This window comes from Viridibacillus sp. NPDC096237 (assembly GCF_050278625.1).
GTDB lineage: Bacteria > Bacillota > Bacilli > Bacillales_A > Planococcaceae > Viridibacillus.
Genome location: NZ_JBNNTI010000025.1, coordinates 13,030 through 35,669, shown reverse-complemented (window position 1 = coordinate 35,669; position 22,640 = coordinate 13,030). Strand labels below are relative to the sequence as shown.

The 22,640-nt window shown below is 37.1% G+C and carries 22 protein-coding genes, 1 pseudogene and 1 other annotated feature; of the genes and pseudogenes, 19 read left to right on the top strand and 4 right to left on the bottom strand.

Annotated features, from left to right (window positions below; genetic code table 11):
* Positions 1-78 precede the first annotated feature (78 nt).
* From ACQKMD_RS14140 to ACQKMD_RS14120, 5 genes are all read left to right on the top strand, one after another.
* Entirely contained in the window at positions 79-1,839 is a 1,761-nt protein-coding gene (locus ACQKMD_RS14140; RefSeq protein WP_427752781.1) for an ABC transporter transmembrane domain-containing protein, read from the top strand.
* On the top strand, positions 1,832-3,619 hold the full coding sequence (locus ACQKMD_RS14135; protein WP_427752779.1) for an ABC transporter ATP-binding protein: 1,788 nt from the start codon (positions 1,832-1,834) through the stop codon (positions 3,617-3,619). Before ACQKMD_RS14140 ends, ACQKMD_RS14135 begins: the two co-directional genes overlap by 8 nt.
* Before the next feature lie 628 nt (positions 3,620-4,247).
* Entirely contained in the window at positions 4,248-4,958 is a 711-nt protein-coding gene (locus ACQKMD_RS14130) for a cytochrome c biogenesis CcdA family protein (protein WP_427752777.1), read from the top strand.
* 60 nt (positions 4,959-5,018) lie between these two features.
* Complete coding sequence (locus ACQKMD_RS14125; RefSeq protein ID WP_427752776.1) at positions 5,019-5,381, top strand: response regulator; 363 nt, start codon at positions 5,019-5,021, stop codon at positions 5,379-5,381.
* A gap of 22 nt (positions 5,382-5,403) precedes the next feature.
* Entirely contained in the window at positions 5,404-5,895 is a 492-nt protein-coding gene (locus tag ACQKMD_RS14120; protein ID WP_427752775.1) for a CcdC family protein, read from the top strand.
* 49 nt (positions 5,896-5,944) lie between these two features.
* Here ACQKMD_RS14120 and ACQKMD_RS14115 read toward each other — a convergent pair whose 3' ends face one another.
* On the bottom strand, positions 5,945-6,373 hold the full coding sequence (locus ACQKMD_RS14115) for a DUF2621 domain-containing protein (RefSeq protein WP_427752774.1): 429 nt from the start codon (positions 6,371-6,373) through the stop codon (positions 5,945-5,947).
* Positions 6,374-6,489: 116 nt separating this feature from the next.
* On the opposite strand from ACQKMD_RS14115, the gene ACQKMD_RS14110 reads away from it, so the two are divergent.
* The 4 genes from ACQKMD_RS14110 (at position 6,490) to ACQKMD_RS14095 (ending at position 7,857) form a co-directional block, all read left to right on the top strand.
* Positions 6,490-6,711, top strand: coding sequence for a DUF1659 domain-containing protein (locus ACQKMD_RS14110; protein WP_427752772.1), 222 nt, complete (start codon positions 6,490-6,492; stop codon positions 6,709-6,711).
* A 23-nt stretch (positions 6,712-6,734) separates the two neighbouring features.
* On the top strand, positions 6,735-6,956 hold the full coding sequence (locus ACQKMD_RS14105) for a DUF2922 domain-containing protein (RefSeq protein ID WP_427752771.1): 222 nt from the start codon (positions 6,735-6,737) through the stop codon (positions 6,954-6,956).
* Positions 6,957-7,040: 84 nt separating this feature from the next.
* Positions 7,041-7,166, top strand: a complete 126-nt coding sequence (locus ACQKMD_RS14100; protein ID WP_083446074.1) for a YvrJ family protein — start codon at positions 7,041-7,043, stop codon at positions 7,164-7,166.
* A 94-nt stretch (positions 7,167-7,260) separates the two neighbouring features.
* Complete coding sequence (locus ACQKMD_RS14095; RefSeq protein WP_427752770.1) at positions 7,261-7,857, top strand: SCO family protein; 597 nt, start codon at positions 7,261-7,263, stop codon at positions 7,855-7,857.
* A gap of 44 nt (positions 7,858-7,901) precedes the next feature.
* On the opposite strand, the pseudogene mscL reads toward ACQKMD_RS14095, so the two are convergent.
* Positions 7,902-8,246: pseudogene (gene mscL, locus ACQKMD_RS14090) on the bottom strand (large conductance mechanosensitive channel protein MscL).
* A gap of 199 nt (positions 8,247-8,445) precedes the next feature.
* Between mscL and ACQKMD_RS14085 the strand changes: the two are divergent.
* A complete protein-coding gene (locus ACQKMD_RS14085; RefSeq protein ID WP_427752769.1) occupies positions 8,446-9,885 on the top strand; it encodes an MDR family MFS transporter in 1,440 nt (479 codons plus the stop codon).
* A 48-nt stretch (positions 9,886-9,933) separates the two neighbouring features.
* A complete protein-coding gene (locus tag ACQKMD_RS14080) occupies positions 9,934-10,629 on the top strand; it encodes a lytic transglycosylase domain-containing protein (protein WP_427752768.1) in 696 nt (231 codons plus the stop codon).
* 154 nt (positions 10,630-10,783) lie between these two features.
* On the opposite strand, the gene ACQKMD_RS14075 is transcribed toward ACQKMD_RS14080, so the two are convergent.
* Both ACQKMD_RS14075 and ACQKMD_RS14070 read right to left on the bottom strand, forming a co-directional pair.
* Complete coding sequence (locus ACQKMD_RS14075) at positions 10,784-11,032, bottom strand: GlsB/YeaQ/YmgE family stress response membrane protein (RefSeq protein ID WP_427752766.1); 249 nt, start codon at positions 11,030-11,032, stop codon at positions 10,784-10,786.
* Positions 11,033-11,092: 60 nt separating this feature from the next.
* Entirely contained in the window at positions 11,093-11,647 is a 555-nt protein-coding gene (locus ACQKMD_RS14070; protein ID WP_427752765.1) for a cysteine hydrolase family protein, read from the bottom strand.
* A 380-nt stretch (positions 11,648-12,027) separates the two neighbouring features.
* On the opposite strand from ACQKMD_RS14070, the gene ACQKMD_RS14065 reads away from it, so the two are divergent.
* From ACQKMD_RS14065 to ACQKMD_RS14030, 8 genes are all read left to right on the top strand, one after another.
* Positions 12,028-13,203 carry an alanine racemase gene (locus ACQKMD_RS14065; protein WP_427752764.1) on the top strand — a complete coding sequence of 392 codons (1,176 nt, stop codon included), beginning with the start codon at positions 12,028-12,030 and terminating at the stop codon, positions 13,201-13,203.
* Entirely contained in the window at positions 13,191-14,537 is a 1,347-nt protein-coding gene (locus ACQKMD_RS14060; protein WP_427752762.1) for a D-arabinono-1,4-lactone oxidase, read from the top strand. The genes ACQKMD_RS14065 and ACQKMD_RS14060 overlap by 13 nt, the downstream gene beginning before the upstream one ends.
* Positions 14,538-14,838: 301 nt before the next feature.
* Complete coding sequence (gene ilvE / locus ACQKMD_RS14055; RefSeq protein WP_427752761.1) at positions 14,839-15,738, top strand: branched-chain-amino-acid transaminase; 900 nt, start codon at positions 14,839-14,841, stop codon at positions 15,736-15,738.
* Positions 15,739-15,753: 15 nt separating this feature from the next.
* Positions 15,754-17,421, top strand: coding sequence for a dihydroxy-acid dehydratase (gene ilvD / locus ACQKMD_RS14050; protein WP_427752760.1), 1,668 nt, complete (start codon positions 15,754-15,756; stop codon positions 17,419-17,421).
* A 14-nt stretch (positions 17,422-17,435) separates the two neighbouring features.
* Positions 17,436-17,683 (top strand) — a binding site (T-box leader).
* 67 nt (positions 17,684-17,750) lie between these two features.
* Positions 17,751-19,505 carry a biosynthetic-type acetolactate synthase large subunit gene (gene ilvB / locus ACQKMD_RS14045; RefSeq protein ID WP_427752804.1) on the top strand — a complete coding sequence of 585 codons (1,755 nt, stop codon included), beginning with the start codon at positions 17,751-17,753 and terminating at the stop codon, positions 19,503-19,505.
* Positions 19,502-20,014: an acetolactate synthase small subunit gene (gene ilvN, locus ACQKMD_RS14040; RefSeq protein WP_427752759.1), complete on the top strand. Its 513-nt coding sequence runs from the start codon at positions 19,502-19,504 to the stop codon at positions 20,012-20,014. The genes ilvB and ilvN overlap by 4 nt, the downstream gene beginning before the upstream one ends.
* A 46-nt stretch (positions 20,015-20,060) precedes the next feature.
* Entirely contained in the window at positions 20,061-21,092 is a 1,032-nt protein-coding gene (ilvC, locus tag ACQKMD_RS14035; protein WP_427752758.1) for a ketol-acid reductoisomerase, read from the top strand.
* Complete coding sequence (locus tag ACQKMD_RS14030) at positions 21,079-22,620, top strand: 2-isopropylmalate synthase (RefSeq protein WP_427752757.1); 1,542 nt, start codon at positions 21,079-21,081, stop codon at positions 22,618-22,620. The genes ilvC and ACQKMD_RS14030 overlap by 14 nt, the downstream gene beginning before the upstream one ends.
* Positions 22,621-22,640 lie beyond the last annotated feature (20 nt).

The window sequence follows — 22,640 nt, the reverse complement described above, 5'->3', positions numbered from 1 at the left end:
ATTATTTTTATTTTTATCTTCAATCATTTCAGAATATTTGATAAACTGATATTTGTGAAGAAAAGTAGGTGAATAGAGATGAAGGTATTTTTTGAGTTAGGTTGGTTTTTTAAGGAACGTAAGAAGCAATACTTGGTGGGGATTTCACTGTTAATCATGGTGGCGATATTACAGTTAGTGCCTCCAAAAATTATTGGCATTGTTGTCGATGAGATTGGAGGGGGTCATCTGACCATGGGCTCTCTAGTTAAATGGTTGAGTCTATTAGCTGTTTCTGCACTATTGATGTATGTTATTCGTTACTATTGGCGAATTATGATTTTTGGATCGTCAATGACATTAGCTAAAAGGCTTCGGGCAAAATTATTCCATCATTTTACGTCGATGGCACCGTCCTTTTATCAAAAGCGTCGTATCGGAGATTTAATGGCACATGCAACAAATGATGTATCAGCTGTGCAACAAACAGCGGGTAACGGGGTTTTAACACTTGTAGATTCTATAACAACAGGAGGCTTTGTCATATTGGCAATGGCCATTACGATCGATTGGAAACTGACGTTAATCGCCTTAATCCCAATGCCTTTTATGGCGCTATCAACGAATTATTACGGTAAACTTTTACACGCACGTTTTCATCATGCCCAAGCCGCATTTTCAGATTTAAATGATAAAACGCAGGAAAGTATTACTGGCATTAAAGTTATGAAAACATTCGGTCAAGATAAAGAGGATATTGAAGATTTTAAACGCTTATCTGATGAAGTTGTCGAGAAAAATACACGAGTGGCAAAAGTGGATTCACTATTTGATCCAACCATTTCTCTCGTCGTAGGTATTTCATTTTTCTTAACGATAATATTTGGGTCTAAATTTGTTGTTGCGGGCGATATGACACTTGGCGATTTAGTGTCTTTTACATCGTATTTAGGGCTTCTTGTATGGCCTATGCTAGCATTTGGTTTACTCTTTAATATTATGGAGAGAGGTAGTGCATCATATGACCGAATTCGTAAACTATTAGATGTAAAAATGGATATTAAAGATAAAGAAGATGCAATATCCGTTCGACCGCAGGGGGATATAGAGTTTAATATCTATTCATTTACATTCCCTGGAGATGAAACATCTTCTCTAAAAGATGTACATTTCACGTTGAAAAGTGGTGAAACACTTGGCATTGTCGGTAAGACGGGGGCAGGTAAAACAGCAATTTTAAAATTATTGATGCGTGAATTTGATGGCTACGATGGTGAAATTCGATACGGAGATCATGCCATAGGAGATTATGAAGCAATAAAACTGCGCGAAGCAATTGGCTATGTACCGCAGGAGCATTTCTTATTCTCAGCATCCTTATATCAAAACATCGCTTTTACAAACCCGGGTGTAGATGAAGCTGAAGTGACAAATGCAGCTAGAATCGCTCAAATTCACGATGATATATTGCGCTTTACAGAAGGCTACAATACGGTTGTTGGAGAACGGGGTGTATCACTTTCAGGTGGACAGAAACAGCGGATTTCAATCGCAAGAGCGTTGTTAATGAAACCGGAACTTCTTATTTTAGACGATTCTTTATCAGCGGTTGATGCGAAGACTGAAGAAGCTATTTTAGAGTCATTAAAAAAGGCTAGAACAGGCTCCACGACAATTATTACGTCCCATCGACTAAGTGCACTTGTCCATGCGCATCTCATCATTGTTTTACATGAAGGGGCAGTCGTAGAGAAAGGAACACATGATGAATTGATGGCGCTAAAAGGTCGTTATTTCGAAATGTATCAATTACAACAACTTGAACAACAAGTGGAAGAGGGGGTGAGTCAACATGAATGAAGAGCAAAAAATCACTCTAACAGGTAAGGAGCAATGGCAAGTATTAAAACGACTTCTTACATATTTGAAACCACATAAAAAGTCCATTGTGATTGCATTAATGTTGCTCTTAATTACCGTTCTCGGCGATATCCTAGGTCCTTTGTTGATTAAAATATTCATGGATGATTATTTAACACCACGTCATTTCCCTACAAATACGTTAATCGTTCTGGCTGTAGTGTACATTAGCATTCAAATTTTGAATTCGTTCATTAGTTATTTACAGATGCTTCGCTTCAATGTATTGGCTCTAAAGGTAATTCAGCAGCTACGGATAGATGTGTATACGAAAGTGCATAAGCTAGGTATGCGATATTTTGACAAAACACCAGCAGGCAGTATCGTATCTCGTGTGACGAATGATACGGAAGCTATCATGGAAATGTTCGTTAGTGTATTAATTGGTTTTGTACAAAGTGGCTTTTTAATTATCGGAGTTTATGTTGCAATGTTTGCACTAAACTGGAAACTCGCCTTAGCAACTGTTATTTTACTGCCTATTCTTTTCTGTATTATCTATATCTACAGAAAATATAGTGCCTTTTATTATATGGATATGCGTGAACGATTGAGTCAATTAAATGCCAAATTAGCAGAATCATTATCGGGTATGTCGATAGTGCAAGCATTTCGTCAGGAAAAACGTTTCCGAGATGAATTTGACGAAATTAATGAGAAGCATTATAAGGCAGTGATGAGTAGTATTAAGCTAGATGGTCTATTGTTAAGACCTGTAATTGACTTGGTCTATGCATTTGGTCTAATTTTAATGCTGAGCTTTTTTGGCATAACATCCTTTAGTGAACCGGTGGAAATCGGTGTAATATATGCATTTGTCAGCTACATTAATCGCTTTTTTGAACCGATTAACCAAGTCATGCAAAGACTTTCAATTTTCCAACAAGCTATTGTATCAGCATCGCGTGTCTTCACATTATTGGATGACAAGGAATTGGACCCAAAACAATTAGATGATTCTTCAGTGGAAATGACAGACGGACGTATTGAATTCCGAAATGTGACATTTTCATATGATGGCAATACAGATGTGTTGAAAGATATTACATTTACAGTTAATCCTGGAGAGACGGTTGCACTTGTCGGTCATACGGGGAGCGGTAAAAGTTCAATTATTAATCTATTAATGCGCTTTTATGAGTTTGAAAAGGGAGAAATAGTAATAGATGGTCAGTCTATAAAAAATTATCCGAAACAAACATTAAGACAACAATTGGGCTTAGTACTCCAAGACCCATTCCTATTTTACGGAAATATTGAAAGTAACATTAAACTCTTTAATGAAGATATGACGGAAGAAGATGTTAAGGCCGCAGCGGAATTTGTGCAAGCTGATCAATTTATAGAATCCATGCCTAACGGCTATAAACATCAAGTATCGGAGCGTGGATCCACATTCTCAAGTGGGCAACGTCAGCTCATTGCTTTTGCGAGAACCATTGCAACAAATCCGAAAGTGCTCGTTTTAGATGAAGCAACAGCAACAATAGATACGGAAACTGAAGTAGCTATTCAAGCAAGTCTTGATAAAATGCGTCAAGGCCGCACGACAATTGCCATCGCACATCGCCTAAGTACGATTCAAGATGCAGAGCAAATTTTAGTGCTCCACCATGGCGAGATTGTTGAGCGAGGGACACACCAAGAGTTACTTGCTAAAAATGGTTTATATCACAAAATGTATAAATTGCAAAATGGGTTAGTACAAGAAGTAGGGTAATAAGGGGATAATCTCTGTAAGGTCGCGGTTAGTTAGTGGCTTTTTGGAGATTTTTTTGTGAGGGGGAGTAGTGATAAAGAGAGCCCGAGTAGCGCTAAAGAGAGATCGAGTAGCGCCAAAGAGATCGAGTAGCGCCAAAGAGATCGAGTAGCGCCAAAGAAAGCTCGAGTAGCGCTAAAGAGAGCCCGAGTAGCGCTAAAGAGATCGAGTAGCGCTAAAGAGAGATCGAGTAGCGCCAAAGAAAGCTCGAGTAGCGCTAAAGAAGACTCGAGTAGCGCCAAAGAAAGCTTGAGTAGCGCCAAAGAAAGCTCGAGTAGCCCAAAGAGCTCGAGTAGCGCTAAAGAAAGCTCGAGTAGCGCTAAAGAAAGCTCGAGTAGCGCTAAAGAGAGCCCGAGTAGCGCTAAAGAGAGCCCGAGTAGCGCTAAAGAAAGCTCGAGTAACCCCAAATCTCCCAAATCCCATCCTCAACCTAGTTTTATCACATAATTTCAGAGCATATTCTATAGTAATTAGTGTCGCTATATTCATTGCTTTATTTTGTCATGAAAAATTCACAGACAAAAGAAAAGAAATTTGTTAAAAAGTTTGGTACGATGGGTACAGAAACTTTAAGGAGCGACAACAAAATATGAATACTGATTTTAACTATTTTTTAGCATTTGGTGCAGGTATTTTAAGTTTTATCTCACCATGTACGTTGCCGCTTTATCCAGCATTTCTTTCTTACATAACAGGCGTGTCATTTGATAAATTAAAAAATGACAAAGGAATGCTTCAAAAGACGGCTATTTTGCACACATTGTTTTTCTTACTAGGATTTACAATGATATTCCTTATTCTAGGATTAACTACATCTTATCTTTCAGGATTCTTCTACAGGTATGATGACCTGATTCGACAAGTTGGTGGGATATTAATTGTTATTTTTGGATTAATGATTATTGGCGTATTTACACCGGACTTTTTAATGAAAGATCGCAAATTCCAATTTAAAAATAGACCAGCTGGATACATTGGCTCTTTCTTAATTGGTTTAGCGTTTGCAGCGGGTTGGACACCATGTACTGGCCCGATATTAGGAGGTATACTATCACTTGCTGGTACAAATCCTGGTTCAGGAATTTGGTATTTACTGACATATAGTCTTGGCTTTTCTATTCCATTTCTTCTTTTATCATTCTTTATGACAAGATTAAGTTGGATTCGTAACCATAGTCAGAAAATCGTTAAAGTCGGCGGGTATGTAATGATTGTTGTTGGTATTCTATTATACTTTAATGGGATGACACTAATTATTCGTCTTTTACAACCAATATTCGGGGATTTTATCGGATTATAATTGGCTTAACTAACTTTTTAGTAGTATAGTATTTTTAGTTTCATATTAGGGGTTGGGTGTTTGACGAAGGTATTAGTAGTAGATGACACGATGTTTATGCGTCATGCGATTAAAACAATGTTAGCTGACTCAACTTATGAAGTTGTTGGCGAAGCTATTAATGGCAAGGAAGCAATTGAAAAGTATCGTGAATTATTGCCAGATGTCGTGACAATGGATGTAACCATGCCGGTTATGACGGGGTTAGATGCAACTAAAGTGATCATCGATGAATTTCCTGATGCGAAAATTATCATCATTAGTGCGTTAGGACAGCAGAAGATGATTTTACAAGCACTCTCAATGGGTGCCAAAGATTTTATTACGAAACCTTTTGATCAGCAACGCTTAATGTCTACAATTGTAAAAGTAGTGGAATATTAGTTATGTGAGGAGAGGGTCTATTATGTTGAGTTCAATTCCTTCTCAATATATGGTTATAGGCTCAACTGTCGCCGTTGTCTTTATGGGCATTATGGCGATGACTGTGAGAGCTAAATCGGCTAAAAAACCTGCGAGTGCAAAGAAAATCATTATACCACCAATTGCGATGTCTACCGGTGCTTTAATGTTTTGCTTTGAATATTTCAGGGTACCATGGCCACAAGTGTTAGAAGCAATTTTAGTAGGAATCATATTTTCAACCGTATTAATTGCTACATCAAAATTTCATATTGTTGAAGATGACATCTTTTTAAAGCCTTCTAAAGCGTTTTTCTTTATTTTAGCGGGTTTATTGATTGTCCGTACTGTAGCGAAAATTTGTCTAAGTGGTGCATTCCATTTAGGTGAACTTGGCGGTATGTTCTGGATTTTGGCATTTTCAATGATTGTTCCATGGCGAATTGCGATGTTAGTTCGTTATAAAAAGCTTGAAAAACAATTACATGCAAAATAAAAAAGGTTCTTCTCTATATCAAATGGAGAAGAACCTTTTTCTTTATTACTTAATCAAGTAGATGTTCGTACGGTGTTGTATCTATTTTCATTTGTGTTAATTTTTTACGTAAAAATTTATGATCTCTTTTTGGAGAGGCGATAATATATCCTCTAATAATTAAATCAAATGAAATAGACGACGCTTTTTCCTCTAATGCCAACTCTCCAATTTTACCTGCTATTTTTTGCTTTGCAACAGGTCTAAATAAATCAGGAACAGGGCTTACAAGCTCAGTTAATAAAGCCTTAGAGTCGTCACCCCATAAATGGATTGTCTCACTAACATAATGTTCTTCCCAATCCATAGCAGATTTACCATCTTCTTTAGGCATCCTTTTTAAGAACTTACGGAACATAAAGAATCCGCCAATTGCCATTAAGCCAATGAATAAAACTACCCAAATTAATATAAACCACAGAAACCAGCCAGTTAACAAACCTCTCACCTCTTCTATACTCTTATACCATTATAAAAGGAAGTTGTAAAAAATTCACCTGTTGTCTCCTTTTCTTTTTAAAAAATCTATTTAATGAGTGAGAGGGGGTGAACAGCATGGCAATATTTGATTTCAATACCGCAACACTGCGCTTGACATTCGTAGTTGGTACAAATGACAAAGGAGCGCCATTGGAAAAGAAGAAAACGTACAACAATGTTATTAAAGGTGTACAAGCAGAAGCGTTGGTAGCAGTATCAAATGCAATTGCAGGACTAACAAGCAATAATGTGAACAAAATTGAGTATAACGAATTACAAGAAGTATTGAGTAAATAGCTTAAAGAGGGGAGGGGATACGAATGGCAAAAGTATTACAGCTACAATTCAAAACGGTAGGTAACAAAAATTATACGATTAACATCGATGCACCAAAGGACTCGCTGTCTGAACATGAAATTAGTGAAGCGATGGTAGCAATAATCGACAGTGCAGTATTTTCAGTGAACGGCGAGCCTTTAGCAATGATTAAGGGTGCACAAATAGTAGATCGTCAAGTGACTGAATATCTAGTACAAGCATAATAAGGATAGATTGTCTCGTTCGCCAATAGAGCTGATGGGGCAATCTTTTCTATAATCTTTTCTATTTGAAAAGGGGTGAATGAGATGGAGCAATGGTTGACGTTTATACAGGAAGTGGGATTTCCAATCGTCGTATCATTTTATTTGATGCACCGTGTCGAGTCTAAACTGGAATCGATTCACGATGTGCTAGTCTCTTTAAAAGCGTAAGCCTTCACAAATTCGTCAGAAACGGATGATACAGCCTTCTTGTATTATTGCATTCAATTCGATAAGATTGTTTGTATGAAGGAGTGAATTAATCATGACAAGAAGAAATTTAACATTGCCTTTATTATTAATTATTGCATTAGTATTATCTGCATGTGGCAATGAGAAATTTAAGGCGGATATAAATTATGAAATTCAACCGTTTGAATATACTAATCAGCACAACGAAAAAGTTTCGTTAGATTCTTTAAAAGGAAAACCTTGGTTAGCTATGTTCATCTTTACAAAGTGTACTACTGTATGTCCGCCAATGACGATAAATATGACAGATATTCAAAAATCTTTCAAAGACAAAGGGTTAGAAGACTACAACATTGTCGGATTTAGTGTTGACCCTGAATCGGATTCTCCAAAAGTATTAAAAAATCACTTAAAAAACTATCCAGTACCTGATGATTCAAAATGGAATCTTTTAACAGGGTACACGCAAAAAGAAATCGAAAGCTTTGCTGCTAAATCCTTTCATGCATTTGTCAAAAAAACGGATAACACAGATCAAGTTACGCATCAGTCAACTTTCTTTTTAGTTGATCAAAACGGTGTTGTAGTGAAAAGCTATAGTGGCGAAATAGATGTACCTTTTGATACAATTGCAATCGATATGGAAACAATAATTGAAGATGGTAAATAAAAAACCGAGCGATTCGTTGAGAGTCGCTCGGTTTTCTGTCTATTTTATGATTGCTTTTCTTTTAATAATTCTTCAGTAGTAGGTGCTTCAACAACAACCTCTTCTTTTTTCTTCTTAAGACTCAATTTAGAAATGATTCAAATGAACATGAAAATTGAGAATGCAATGATAAAGAAATCAAGTGAACTTTGTATAAAGTTACCATATTTTAAGTCCTTGTAATGTAAGTCAGTGAATGACACTGTTCCAAGTAATAAAGAGGCAATCGGTGTAATAATATCATTTACTAACGAAGTTACGATTTTCCCGAAAGCTCCCCCTTTTACAACCCTTACAGCTAAGTCAATAACATTGCCTTTTAAGGCGAATTTTTTAAAATCTTCCCACATGTATATGTACCTCCTAAATAGATGGATAAACAAACTAAATGGTTGTTTTGTCCATTTTGAATAATACCTATTTTTTTACAGTATCAAACCTCTTTGTGAGAAACTAGGAAAATTTAGTCATATAGGTAATTTGTTGTTTTCGTGTTATAATATTTTATTTAGTAGGATTGTATATTTTTTCTTAGAATTGAGGTTTTTTATGAATAGAGTATTTATCGCCGTTTTACTTGCTACGGCACTTGCAGCAATTGAAGGTACGATTGTCGCTACAGCAATTCCAAGTATTACTACCGATTTGTCGGGTGTTGAGCTAATTAGTTGGATTTATTCAGCTTATTTACTAACATCAGCTATTGCGACAATTATATTTGGTAAATTAGCGGACTTATTTGGTCGAAAAAAAATGATTATCATTGGTATTTCTATTTTCTTATTAGGCTCATTATTGTGTGGTCTAGCACAGTCTATGGAGCAGTTAATCATATTCAGAGCAATTCAAGGGATTGGTGCGGGTTCGATTTTACCGATTACATTAACGATTGTAGGGGAATTATTTGATACTGAGAAAAAACGTGCAAAAGGTCAAGGTTGGATTAGTATGGTCTGGGGCGTTTCTGGTGTAGTTGGACCACTAGTTGGTGGGTTTATTGTAGACCAATTAACTTGGCACTATATTTTCTTATTAAATATACCGTTTGGTTTAGGCTCTATTTTTATGATTGCAAAATACTATGAGGACGAAGTAAAAGCGGAGAAGCGTAAAATTGATTACGCAGGAGCGCTATTCTTCTCAATAGGGATGATTGCATTACTTTATACGATTATTGAAGGCAGTAATACACAAAATTGGTTTGGCACTACCTCAATTATTTTATATGCAGTAGCAGCTATTGCACTTTTCATATTTGTTCGAGTAGAACTAAAAGCTGAAGAGCCGATTGTACCTCTATCATTATTCAGAAATCGTCGCTTAAATATAGTGAACGGTTTAACATTGTTCGTAATGGCGATTGTTATTAGTATTTCGGCATACTTACCTATTTTTGCACAATCGGTTTTTGGCAAGAATGCAACTCAAGCTGGTTTAATGTTGACACCATTATCTGTTATGTGGACGGTCGGCGCAATTTTAGCGGGGAATTTGATAGGTCGTATAACAACTAAAACGATTATTCAGATCGGGACAGGTTTGTTATTAATTGCGACATTTATCTTAACAACTTTGTCTGCTGACTCAAATGAAATACTTGTTTACGTTGGAACAGGGATGTTAGGTATTGGTATGGGCTTTATAGCGCCAATGTTAATCATCGCTGTACAAACTTCTGCAGAAAGAGACCAACTTGGTACATCGATTGGTTTAAATTCTTTTATAAATACATTTAGTCAATCCGTAGGGGCAGCAATTTTCGGTATGTTGTTTAATCTAGCAACAAGCGAAAAATTAGCTAGTTTTGGCAAGGGTGACATCAATTTAAATGGTGATTTTGATACAAATATATTTTCTAGTGAAGAAATTGGCCAACTGGTCGATATTATAGCTAACGGCATTCGTGTCGTATATTCAGGTTCTTTTGCATTTGCTATTATCGCATTTGTGTTAGCGTTCTTCATCGCTAAAAAGAAACCCATCCAATAGTCGATGTCGATAATCTTACTTTATAATGTGATGATAGGTGTTTAGAGAATGGTAAATAAAAAGAAGCAACAATTACATATGAAATTGAAGCTCTGGCTGATTATTTTACTAATCCCTGTATCGATTGCACTGTATACAACGACAATCATCATGTGGCAGCAGCTTAAAGAGTTACCTATTATTAAACAACTTGGTGCTGAAGATATGAAAGATAAACCAGCATTTGATATAGAAATTCCAAATAAGTATATTCCGATTTATCAGAAGGCAGCAAAGAAATATAAAATTCCTTGGACGCTACTCGCTGCCCATCATCGTATTGAAACGAGATTCTCAACAATGAAAACATTAGAATCACCTGTTGGAGCGGTAGGGCATATGCAATTTATGCCTTGTACTTTTGTTGGTTGGCAGCATCCTTCTTGTAAAAACCTTGGAAAGGGCAATATTAAAAAGAAGGAATTGACAGATCCTAAAACAATTAAAAGTTACGGTGGTTATGGTGTAGATGCTAATGATGATGGTTTAGCAGATCCATATAATATCGAAGATGCTATTTATAGTGCTGCCAATTATTTAGCTTCTAGCGGCGCAGCAGATGGTAATATAAAAAAAGCTGTTTATCATTATAATCATGATGACGAATATGTAGAGAATGTACTCTATTACTACAAACTCTATGATAAACATAAAAAAGAACTCGTATTTAATAGTAAAATTGCGCTACACTCTGATAAAAAGTAAGACAATGATACTTGTAACATTAAATAATAAGGGTATATCACGTGTGTTTTAGATGAAGTACTTAGTATCATTTTATGAAGTAGTGGCATAAATAAGATAATAAAGGCTTGATCAAGCAAATTTAACTGCTTGATCAAGCCTTCTATTTTATAGGTTACTTGTTCATACCTCTTAAAATTAAACTTGCGACGAAGACTAAAATCACGCCACCGATAATTGAAGGGAATACGTAGAAACCTTGAACTTCCCATCCCCATGAACCAAGCAATTTCCCACCAAGCCAAGAACCTAAAATCCCTGCAACCATATTACCTATGATTCCTCCAGGTATATCTTTACCTAAAATTAAACCAGCAACCCAGCCGATTAATCCACCTACGATTAAATATAAAATAATACTCATTTATGACCACTCCTTTAGGTGTATATTATTCGTATAGCCTTAAAGAAGTGATTTTAAACCTTAATTTGAAATAATCTCTGCACCAAGCGTGTTTTTGAAATGTCGTAATGCCCAATTATGGCCGTTTTCGTCAAAGCTCGCAACACCATTTTCATAGATATACGTCTTGAAACCTTTGTTATATGCATCTACTGCAGTATGTAAGACACAAATGTCCGTGCAAACGCCGACTAGGTGAATTTCACGAATGCCTCTTTCAGCTAAAAGTTGTTCTAAATTTGTCCCAGCAAATGAACTGTAGCGTGTTTTATCTATCCATAACACGTTACTTTGTTTTTGATGGTTTTTGTAAATGTTTTGTAATGATCCAAAGAGTTCTCTTCCGGCAGTATTGAGAATATTATGAGGAGGGAACAATTTAGATTCTGGATGATACTTATCATTCGCTTCATGTAGATCACAAGCAAAAACAACGAACTCATCTTCTTTAATAAATAGTTCTGTGAGTGAAGCAATGGTTTGTTCAATTGCTTGACCAGCTTCGCCACAAGTTAATGCTCCATCATCAGCCACAAAATCATTCGTATAATCGATTACTAATAAAGCTTTCTTCATATGATAATAACCTCCAAACATGTCTTTACATATATCATTACATAGAGAGGTGGAATTGTCATATAAAACGTATAAGTTTGAATTTTTGCAAAATAAGCTGTTTATGATTATAATATGGAAAAAGAAGGGGGAAGTGCTTATGAATCAAACCTTAAAGAAGAAATTTAATAAACAAGGATTAATATTTGTGCTTATTCACACAATTTTCTTCTTAAATCTTACATTGGATTTATGGGAGATTCGTTAGTCGCTGTCGAATTGAAATGCTTATGATTTTTCAAATGCTCTTTTAGCCGGAAAAGTAAAACATCATTATTTAGATGGGTTTCTCGCTAAAAGGGCATTTTTTGTCATTTAATATATAGATAGGATGTGAGGCAATGGAACCGTTTGATCGAGCCTTTGAACATTTAGAATGTCCGTTTGCGTGGATTGATTTAAACGCACTAGATGACAATATCGATTTTATCAATCAACATACAAATGGGAAGGACATTCGAATTGCGACAAAATCGATTCGTTCTAAATCACTCCTCACTTATATCGCTTCAAAGTTAAAGTCTTTTTCAGGATGGATGACATTTACTGCCGAAGAGACGTCGTTTTTGATAGATGAAGGGTTCAATCACTTTCTTATTGGTTATCCAATACTGGAAAGAGAGAGTACGAGAAAGCTTGTGTCTCATGTAAAAGAAGGTAAGGATATCACCTTTATGGTAGATGATGTGAGACAAATTCAATTTTTACAAGATATAGCAAGTGAATACGAAACGCCTTTACATATTTGTATCGATATCAATCTTTCGATGAAAACTCCCTTTATCTATTTCGGGACAAGGCGTTCGTCGTTGCATTCTATGCAGCAACTAACACAATTTCTATCACAACTATCGAAGTTCCCTAATATTGTCATTAAGGGCTTGATGGGGTACGAAGCGCAAATTGCTGGAGTTATCGATAAACCACTTCAAAAGTGGCAAGCGCCGATGATCAAATTTTTGAAGAATAATTCGAAAAAGAAGTTAGCCATTTTTCGTAAACAAGCTGTTGAGGAAATATTAAGATGCTATTCAACGTTAGAAATTGTTAATGGAGGAGGTTCGGGTAGCCTACAATATACGGTGACTCAAGATGAAGTGACAGAGGTGACAGTTGGTTCAGCGTTTTTTGCGCCAGCACTTTTTGATCGCTATCATACGTTGCATTTACAACCAGCGGCAGGATTTACTTTACGCGTCACGAGAAAACCTGCACCGAATGTCGTTGTTTGTCATGGAGGGGGATATATTGCTTCAGGTGCGATAGGAAAGGACAAACAACCGGTGCCTTACGACGAACATAAATATAGTTTTTATGATTTAGAAGGTGCAGGTGAAGTGCAAACACCTCTTCAATTACACGGTGGTCATCAAGTAAGTATTGGGGATAATATCTATTTTCGTCACGCCAAGGCAGGAGAGTTATGTGAGCGCTTTCTACGCCTTGAAGCGAAACGAGAAGATCAATATATTGATAGTTTCGTAACTTATAGGGGGGAAGGGAAATGTTTTCTGTAAAAGATTGGATTGATCAAAAAGAATGGATAAATTGGTCTGGCAATGTGGTTAGTAAACCGTCTAGATCCTTATTGCCACTTTCTACTGAACATCTATCGGAAATTATAAAAAAGGTAAGTGATAATGGTCAAACAATTCGCGTAACGGGTGCAGGCCATTCTTTTAGCCCCGTTGCTATGCCTGATGATATAGCTGTATCTTTACACAATATGCGAGGGTTAATCAATGTTGATCAGGCATCAGGAGAAGTAACGCTATGGGCAGGGACCTATTTATATGAGATCGGGCCAATGCTAAAGGAATACGGTTTAGCACTTCAGAATATGGGGGATATACAAGAGCAAACTATTGCTGGAGCAGTTTCTACAGGGACACATGGTACAGGTATTACACTTGGCTCTATTTCAAATCAAGTGATTGCTTGGGGTTTTGTAGATGGATTAGGACAGTATCATGAGCATAAAAGGGCAGATGATGAATTATCTAACTCCTTACATCTATCTTTAGGTCTGCTAGGAGTTCTTGTTCAGGTAACACTTCAAACAGTGCCTTTATATAGTTTAAAATGCACTTCAACACAATCTTTATTACCAGTGGCACTACAGGATTGGTCACAGATGATAAGAGAAAATCGTCATTTAGAATGGTTTTACTTCCCAGGTAGTGAGAAAGTACAAGTGAAAATGATGAACATGGTACCAATCATAGAACAATCGAAATCATCTAAAGTTATTGAAAGCGTTAAAAATCAATTTGTAGAAAATGGTTTGTTTTATCTAATGTCAGAGATTTGTCGTAAACAGCCAAAAAGAACAGCATTTGTTAGTAAAATTTCTGCTTCAAGTGTGCCAAATGGTGTTAAAACTGGCCTTAGCTATGAAATGTTCCCAACACCTCGTAATGTGAAATTCTTAGAATGTGAATATGCGATACCTTTAGAACATTTTGAAGCTTGTATGGAAGAGATACATTATACGTTGAAATCACATCCATTCCGTGTGCATTTTCCGATTGAATGCAGAACGGCAGCAGGTGAGATGGGCTACTTGAGTCCGACGGGGGGAGTAGAATCAGCATTTTTAGCATTCCATATGTATAAGGGTATGGATGAAAAACCTTATTTTAGATGGGTGCAACATCTTATGATAAAGTATAATGGTCGACCTCATTTTGGAAAAGTAAACGGACTAACTGCTGAAAGAATGCTGGAATTGTATCCGAATTTACCGGTATTTTTAGCGCAGCGTGAAAAAAGCGATCCAAATAACGTTTTCATGACAGCTTATTTTAAGACTTTATTTTCTAGTGTAGAGTGCAAAAGTATGATAATGTAACTCCTTTTATGCCCCATTCCATTTCTTACATAAAAATGGAATGGGGCTATTTTTTTATATCTAAATTAATCTAATTAATAATTTTTTCTAAAAATTAATAATTTGTTCATTATTTAGCTAAAATCAAACTGAAAGGGAATGAAAACGCATACATAAGTAACTAGATATCTAAATTGATAAACAATTCAAAAAAATAAGGTTGACGTCGGTTCAAATACGTACTATGATAGCAACAATTTAAAAAAACGTTTGAGACAACATTTAAAACGTGACTATGTTATTTAAAGAAAGAGTGATAAGTATGGGAGAACAGTTAATCTATCTTGATGGAGATTTTGTTAAGAAGGAAGATGCGAAAGTATCAGTTTATGACCATGGCTTTTTATATGGTGATGGTGTGTTTGAAGGAATTCGAGCATATAACGGAAATATCTTTCGTTTAGAGGAACATTTAATACGTCTCTATGAATCAGCAAAATCCATTTTACTAGAAATTCCATACACAATTGAAGAAATGATTGAAATAGTGAAGGAAACCATTAAAGTAAACTCTCTACAAAGTGCATATATTCGTTTAATCATTTCACGTGGCATAGGTAATTTAGGAATAGATCCTAGAAGCTGTAAACGTGCGAGCGTAATTGTAATTGCTGAACCACTAGCTCTATTTCCAGCAGAACTTTACAAAACTGGTATTGAAATTGTATCAGCTTCAAGCCGTCGTAATCGCTCTGATGTATTAAGTCCAAAAACGAAAACATTAAACTATTTAAATAATATTCTTGTTAAAATCGAAGCTAACTTAGCAGGTGTTCCTGAAGCATTAATGTTGAATGCTGAAGGTTATGTAGCGGAAGGTTCAAGCGATAATATATTTATCATTAAAGACAACAAATTAATCACACCTCCAGGTTTTATCGGAGCTTTAGAAGGAATTACACGTAATGCAATCTTAGAAGTTGCTGCGAATAAAGGATACGAAGCAATTGAAGGTGTATTTACTAGACATGATGTATATGTAGCTGATGAAGTTTTCTTAACAGGTACAGCTGTAGAAGTAATCGCTGTAGTAAAAGTAGATGGCCGTGTCATTGGCGACGGAACGCCAGGGAAAGTAACAAATGACATCTTAGAAGGTTTCCGTGCAATAGTAGAACAAGATGGGGTAAAAGTTTACGATAAAAAAACTACAGTAGTGTAATAAGGGGCGTTAAAAATGAGAAGTGACATGATAAAAAAAGGAGTCGACCGTGCTCCGCATAGAAGTTTACTATATGCAACAGGTGTTAAAACAAAAGATTTAGATAAACCATTTATAGGAGTTTGTAATTCTTATATTGATATTATTCCAGGTCATGTTCATCTTCAAAAGTTTGCTGAAGTAGTTAAAGAGGCGATTCGTGAAGCTGGTGGGATTCCATTCGAATTCAATACTATTGGTGTTGATGATGGGATTGCTATGGGACATATCGGAATGCGTTATTCACTACCAAGCCGTGAATTAATCGCAGATTCTGCTGAGACAGTTATCAATGCACACTGGTTTGATGGAGTATTCTACATACCAAACTGTGACAAAATCACTCCAGGGATGCTAATGGCAGCGGTTCGTACAAATGTACCTTCTGTGTTTGTATCAGGTGGTCCAATGGAAGCGGGTGTTTCATCTACAGGTGAGCAACTTTCATTAACTTCTGTATTTGAAGGTGTAGGTGCTTATAAAAGCGGCCAAATGACAGCAGAGCAATTGAAAGACATTGAAGACAATGCATGCCCAACTTGTGGTTCATGCTCAGGGATGTTTACCGCTAACTCTATGAACTCTCTTATGGAAATGCTAGGAATGGCTTTACCAGGAAACGGTACAATCTTAGCAACTTCTGAGGCGCGTCATCAATTGATCAAAGACGCTGCAAAACATTTAGTCCAAATGATCAAGGATGATGTAAAACCGCGCGATATCATTACGAAAGAAACTATCGATGATGCTTTTGCCCTTGATATGGCAATGGGAGGTTCAACTAATACCGTTTTACATACATTAGCCATCGCCCATGAAGCAGAAATTGATTACAACATAGAAGACATTAATAAGGTAGCTGAACGTGTGCCGTATTTATCGAAAATTATGCCAGCTTCAAACTATTCAATGCATGATGTTCATCTTGCAGGTGGTGTCAGTGCAATCGTCAATGAGCTTTGTAAAATTGATGGTGCAATTCATAAAGAGCGTATTACCATAACAGGTAAAACAATTGCTGAAGATGTAGCAGGACATGAAATTACAAATACGGATGTCATACGTACAAAAGATAATCCATATAGTCCTGTAGGCGGTTTATCAGTACTATTCGGTAACATTGCTCCTGAAGGCGCAGTTATTAAAGTAGGTGCTGTTGATCCTTCTATCAAAGATTTCATTGGTGAAGCGATTGTCTTTGACTCTCAAGAGGAAGCTCAAGAGAACATCGATAATGGCACAGTTCAAGCAGGTCATGTCGTAGTCATCCGTTATGAAGGACCAAAAGGCGGACCAGGAATGCCTGAAATGCTTGCACCAACATCCGCTATTATGGGACGTGGTCTAGGAAAAGAGGTAGCTCTTATTACAGATGGTCGTTTCTCAGGTGCTTCACGAGGTATCTCAATCGGGCATATCTCTCCAGAAGCTGCAGATGGTGGACCGATCGCATTAGTAGAAAATGGTGACACAATCTCTATTGATTTAACAAACCGTACAATAGAATTACAAGTATCCGCTGAAATTCTAGCTGAAAGAAAGCAAAACTTAAAACCATTTGAACCAAAGATTAAAAAAGGGTATTTAGCAAGATATTCCAAACTTGTAACGAGCGCTTCTACTGGTGGCGTAATGAAAATTTAGTTAACAATTAAATAATAAAATCGTTGATGAGGTTAAAGGTTATAGATTTTAGTATTCACAGAGAGCCGGTAGTGCTGGGAGCCGGTAATACAACTATATCCGACATCCCCTCTGAGTGGGTTACTAAACACGCAAGTAATTAGGTAACCCCGGGCGCAACCAATTGTGCTCGTTAGATAAAGAATGGATTCGTCTATTCAAGAGGTAGTCTTTTGACTATGAACAAGGGTGGTACCATGAAAAGCTTATTTTCATCCCTACGTAAAGGATTTCTTTGCGTGCGGAGAAATGGGCTTTTTTTATATAGAAAATTAGGGAGGAGTTATATGATGAATGCACAAGTTCCACTAAAGAGTAGAGAATCAGCACCAGAAGAGGCCAAGCAAGAAATTAAAAAGCAACAAAATGGTGCTGCATTATTCATTGAATCGTTAAAGAAACAAAATGTAGAAATTATTTTCGGATATCCAGGTGGTGCAGTCTTACCATTATATGACGCACTTTATAAAGATCCGATTAAACATATACTCGCCAGACATGAGCAAGGTGCAATTCATGCTGCAGAAGGTTATGCTCGCGTCTCAGGTAAAACAGGAGTCGTTATTGCTACATCAGGTCCGGGAGCTACAAACCTAGTAACAGGTATTACAGATGCCATGATGGATTCATTACCACTTGTAGTCTTTACTGGTCAGGTCGCAACAACAGTTGTTGGAACGGATGCTTTCCAAGAAGCTGATATTGTTGGCATTACTCAGCCGATTACTAAGCATAACTATCAAGTGAAGGACATTAATGATATTCCTAGAATCGTGAAGGAAGCATTTCACATAGCTTCAACAGGTCGTAAAGGACCAGTACTGGTTGATATCCCAAAAGATATCGCAAATACTATCTTCCAATCAGAAGTGGATGATAATGCTCCAATTATTTTACCTGGTTATCAGCCAACATTACATCCGAACTTTTTACAAATCCAAAAAGCTGTGAAAGCTATTGGGGAAGCGAAACAACCTTTAATATTAGCGGGTGCTGGTATTTTAGCAGCAGATGCATCAGCTGAATTAACTGAATTTGCCGAAAAACACAATATTCCGGTAACGAACACTTTGCTTGGACTTGGCAGTATTAACGGGGAACACGAGCTCTTCCTAGGAATGGCAGGTATGCACGGTACATTTACGTCAAATATGGCGATTAGTAACTGTGATCTACTTATCAATATAGGGGCGCGCTTCGATGACCGTCTTACAGGAGATCTAAGCAAATTCGCTAAAAAAGCGAAAATTATTCATATCGATATTGATCCAGCTGAAATTGGCAAAAACGTTCCAACTGATATTCCGATTGTTGCTGATGCAAAAGAAGCATTAAAAGTACTGTTAAAACAAGTGTTTGTAACACCAGATACGAAGCTTTGGCACGAATATTTGACTGAATGTCTTGCAGAGTATCCATTATGGTATGACGCAAAAGAGCCAGATACAGTTTATCCACAACAAGCAGTAGAGCTAATCAACCGTATTACTAATGGTGAAGCTATCGTCACGACAGATGTTGGGCAACACCAAATGTGGACAGCGCAATATTACAAATTTAAAAGTGATCATAACTGGGTAACATCTGGTGGACTTGGAACAATGGGCTTTGGTTTCCCAGCTGCAATTGGTGCACAGTTTGCTAAACCTGATCAAAGAGTTATCTCTATTGTAGGTGATGCAGGCTTCCAAATGACATCTCAAGAACTTGCTTTATTGAAAGAATTTAACTTACCAGTGAAAATTGTTATTTTAAATAACAGCTGTCTAGGAATGGTTCGACAATGGCAAGAAACGTTCTATGAAGAGCGTTATTCATCTTCTTTAATGCCAGTTCAGCCAGATTTCGTAAAACTTGCTGAGGCGTATGGTGTTAAGGGCTATCGCATCGATACAATCCATGAGGCTGAAAATGTACTGACTGAAGCACTATTGTCAGATGAACCAGTACTAATCGATTGTCGTGTAAAACAACTTGAAGTTGTAAACCCAATGGTAGCACCGGGTAAAGGATTGGATGAAATGATTGGGGTGAAAAAAGGATGAAAAGAGTTATAACAGTAACTGTAATCAATCAAAGTGGTGTATTAAATCGCGTCACAGGTCTACTTATGAAAAGACAATTTAACATCGAAAGTATCACGGTTGGTCATACAGAACAGCCGGATATCTCTAAAATGACTTTCATCGTACATGTTGAAGATGAAAACAAAATTGAACAATTGGTCAAACAGCTCTCAAAACAAATTGATGTGATTAAAGTTAATGACATCACTGAAAAATCAATCGTTATACGTGAGCTTGCACTCATTAAAGTTGTTGCTCCACCGAATTTGCGCATGGAGATTAACTCAATTGTCGAACCTTTCCGTGGTTCCATTATCGATATGGGTAAAAATGTAGTAACTTACCAAATCGTCGGGAATCCAGAAAAAATTGATGCTTTCATCGAGTTGATCCAACCATATGGTATTAAAGAGCTAACACGTACTGGCGTTACTGCATTTGTACGTGATGCACAAGCAAAACCAACAGCGCAACTTTCGATTTTATAATAAATAGCTTTACAAAAACTACTAAACCAATCAGGGGGAATTTAAAATGGCAAAAATGTACTATAACAACGATATCAACGAGGCAACTTTACAAGGTAAAAAAATCGCAGTAATCGGATACGGTTCACAAGGTCATGCACATGCTCAAAACCTTAATGAATCAGGATTCGACGTTACAGTTGGTATCCGTCCAGGGAAATCTTTCGATAAAGCAGAACAAGACGGCCTAAATGTAAAAACAGTTAAAGAAGCAGCTGCAGAAGCAGATGTAATCATGATCTTACTTCCAGATGAACGCCAAAAAGCAGTTTATGAAGAAGAAATCGCACCAGGACTACAAGCAGGCAATGCGTTAGTGTTCGCACATGGTTTTAACATTCACTTTGGCCAAATCGTACCACCAGCTGATGTTGATGTATTCTTAGTAGCTCCAAAAGGTCCAGGACACTTAGTACGTCGCACATACGAAGCTGGCGCAGGTGTACCAGCATTATTCGGTATCTTCCAAGATGCGACTGGTAACGCAAAAGATTCAGCTTTAGCTTATGCAAAAGGTATCGGTGCAGCACGTGCTGGTGTAATCGAAACTACTTTCAAAGAAGAAACAGAAACAGACCTATTCGGGGAGCAAGCAGTTCTTTGTGGGGGTACTACAGCTCTAGTAAAAGCTGGTTTCGAAACTTTAGTAGAAGCAGGTTACCAACCAGAAATCGCTTATTTCGAATGTATGCATGAATTAAAATTAATCGTTGACTTGATGTATGAAGGCGGTCTCGCTAACATGCGCTACTCAATCTCAGATACAGCTGAATGGGGAGATTTCGTATCTGGTCCACGCGTAATCGATGCATCTGTAAAAGAACGTATGAAAGACGTTCTAACTGATATCCAAGAAGGTAAATTCGCAAAAGATTGGATCAACGAAAACGAAACAAACCGTCCAAAATACAATGCTATTAAAAAAGCAGAAGCTGAGCACCAAATCGAAGAAGTTGGAGATAAGCTTCGTGAAATGATGCCTTTCGTAAATAACGGCAAAAAGATTGAGAAAGAAGTGGTTAAGAGTGCGCAAAATTGAAATTTTTGATACTACACTACGTGATGGAGAGCAATCAGCTGGTATTAACTTAAATACCGCCGAGAAGCTTGAAATTGCAAAACAGCTAGAACGCTTTGGGGCATCTATTATTGAAGCAGGTTTTCCTGCTTCATCCCCTGGCGATTTCGAAGCTGTACAACGTATTGCAGGTACAGTTAAAAACTCTATCGTTACAGGTCTTGCTAGAGCAATTAAAAAGGATATTGATATTACTTGGGACGCCCTTAAAAATGCTGAACAACCACATATTCATGTATTCCTTGCAACAAGTCCAATCCATATGCAATACAAGTTAAACAAAACACCTGATCAAGTTGTGGAAGCAGCCGTAGAAGCTGTCAAATATGCAAAAAATACATTTCCACTTGTTCAATGGTCTGCAGAAGATGCCTTCCGCTCTGACCGTGAATTTCTTGTACGTATTATTAACGAAGTAATTAAAGCAGGTGCAACTACTATTAACATTCCAGATACAGTAGGTTATGCAAGCCCTGCTGAATATGGTGCATTATTTAAGTATTTAACAGAAAATGTCACTGGTAGTGACAAAGTGAACTTCTCCGCTCATTGTCATGACGATTTAGGCATGGCTGTTGCAAACTCAATCGCAGCTATTGAAAATGGCGCCAATCAAGTTGAAGGTACGATTAACGGAATCGGTGAACGTGCTGGTAATGCAGCCTTAGAAGAAATCGCTGTTGCAATGCACATTCGTAAAGACTTTTACGGAATCGAAACGGGCATTAACTTGCAAGAAATTAAGCGTACGAGTCAACTCGTCAGTAAACTTACAGGTGTCGTTATTCAACCAAATAAAGCTATCGTAGGTAAGAATGCTTTCGCTCATGAATCAGGTATCCATCAAGATGGTATGTTAAAGAATCCTGAGACTTATGAAATTATTACGCCGGCTTTAATTGGAGAAAGCGCGATTCCTCTCGTTTTAGGTAAACACTCCGGAAGACACGCCTTCAAAGACCGTGCTGAATCGATGGGCTTTGACTTAAGCGATGATAAAATTAACCGCGCATTTGCGGAATTTAAAAAGTTAGCTGATCGTAAGAAGGAAATTACTGAAGAAGACTTATTAACTTTATTGACAGATCAACAAATCCAGTATGAAGAAATTCCAGTATATGAACTAAAAAGTGTGCAAGTTCAATACGGAACAGAAAACATTCCAACTGCTACTGTGCAAGTAATTCAACCAGATGGAGAAGAAGTAACAGTAGCTTCTACTGGCTCTGGATCTGTTGAAGCAATCTTCAACACTTTGGAATTGCTAATCAACTCTAAGGTAGAAATTTTAGATTACCGTGTAACGTCAGTAGGTAAGGGTCGTGACGCATTAGGTGAAGCAGTTATTAACTTAACGTACAATGACCAAATAGTTACTGGTCGTGATGCAGCGCAAGATGTTTTGGAAGCTTCAGCAAAAGCGTATTTAAATGCTATCAATAGACAGATTATTCAATCAGGTTTAAGAGCTAAAGAATTAATTCGTTAATCATATAGAGGGGGAGTTTT

What these genes read in the sequence shown, in the direction of transcription:
- ACQKMD_RS14140 (WP_427752781.1), top strand. Translation starts at nt 79, where the DNA reads ATGAAGGTATTTTTTGAGTTAGGTTGGTTTTTTAAGGAACGTAAGAAG.
- ACQKMD_RS14135 (WP_427752779.1), top strand. Translation starts at nt 1,832, where the DNA reads ATGAATGAAGAGCAAAAAATCACTCTAACAGGTAAGGAGCAATGGCAA.
- ACQKMD_RS14130 (WP_427752777.1), top strand. Translation starts at nt 4,248, where the DNA reads ATGAATACTGATTTTAACTATTTTTTAGCATTTGGTGCAGGTATTTTA.
- ACQKMD_RS14120 (WP_427752775.1), top strand. Translation starts at nt 5,404, where the DNA reads ATGTTGAGTTCAATTCCTTCTCAATATATGGTTATAGGCTCAACTGTC.
- ACQKMD_RS14110 (WP_427752772.1), top strand. Translation starts at nt 6,490, where the DNA reads ATGGCAATATTTGATTTCAATACCGCAACACTGCGCTTGACATTCGTA.
- ACQKMD_RS14105 (WP_427752771.1), top strand. Translation starts at nt 6,735, where the DNA reads ATGGCAAAAGTATTACAGCTACAATTCAAAACGGTAGGTAACAAAAAT.
- ACQKMD_RS14100 (WP_083446074.1), top strand. Translation starts at nt 7,041, where the DNA reads ATGGAGCAATGGTTGACGTTTATACAGGAAGTGGGATTTCCAATCGTC.
- ACQKMD_RS14095 (WP_427752770.1), top strand. Translation starts at nt 7,261, where the DNA reads ATGACAAGAAGAAATTTAACATTGCCTTTATTATTAATTATTGCATTA.
- ACQKMD_RS14085 (WP_427752769.1), top strand. Translation starts at nt 8,446, where the DNA reads ATGAATAGAGTATTTATCGCCGTTTTACTTGCTACGGCACTTGCAGCA.
- ACQKMD_RS14080 (WP_427752768.1), top strand. Translation starts at nt 9,934, where the DNA reads ATGGTAAATAAAAAGAAGCAACAATTACATATGAAATTGAAGCTCTGG.
- ACQKMD_RS14075 (WP_427752766.1), bottom strand. Translation starts at nt 11,032, where the DNA reads ATGAGTATTATTTTATATTTAATCGTAGGTGGATTAATCGGCTGGGTT.
- ACQKMD_RS14070 (WP_427752765.1), bottom strand. Translation starts at nt 11,647, where the DNA reads ATGAAGAAAGCTTTATTAGTAATCGATTATACGAATGATTTTGTGGCT.
- ACQKMD_RS14065 (WP_427752764.1), top strand. Translation starts at nt 12,028, where the DNA reads ATGGAACCGTTTGATCGAGCCTTTGAACATTTAGAATGTCCGTTTGCG.
- ACQKMD_RS14060 (WP_427752762.1), top strand. Translation starts at nt 13,191, where the DNA reads ATGTTTTCTGTAAAAGATTGGATTGATCAAAAAGAATGGATAAATTGG.
- ilvE (WP_427752761.1), top strand. Translation starts at nt 14,839, where the DNA reads ATGGGAGAACAGTTAATCTATCTTGATGGAGATTTTGTTAAGAAGGAA.
- ilvD (WP_427752760.1), top strand. Translation starts at nt 15,754, where the DNA reads ATGAGAAGTGACATGATAAAAAAAGGAGTCGACCGTGCTCCGCATAGA.
- ilvB (WP_427752804.1), top strand. Translation starts at nt 17,751, where the DNA reads ATGAATGCACAAGTTCCACTAAAGAGTAGAGAATCAGCACCAGAAGAG.
- ilvN (WP_427752759.1), top strand. Translation starts at nt 19,502, where the DNA reads ATGAAAAGAGTTATAACAGTAACTGTAATCAATCAAAGTGGTGTATTA.
- ilvC (WP_427752758.1), top strand. Translation starts at nt 20,061, where the DNA reads ATGGCAAAAATGTACTATAACAACGATATCAACGAGGCAACTTTACAA.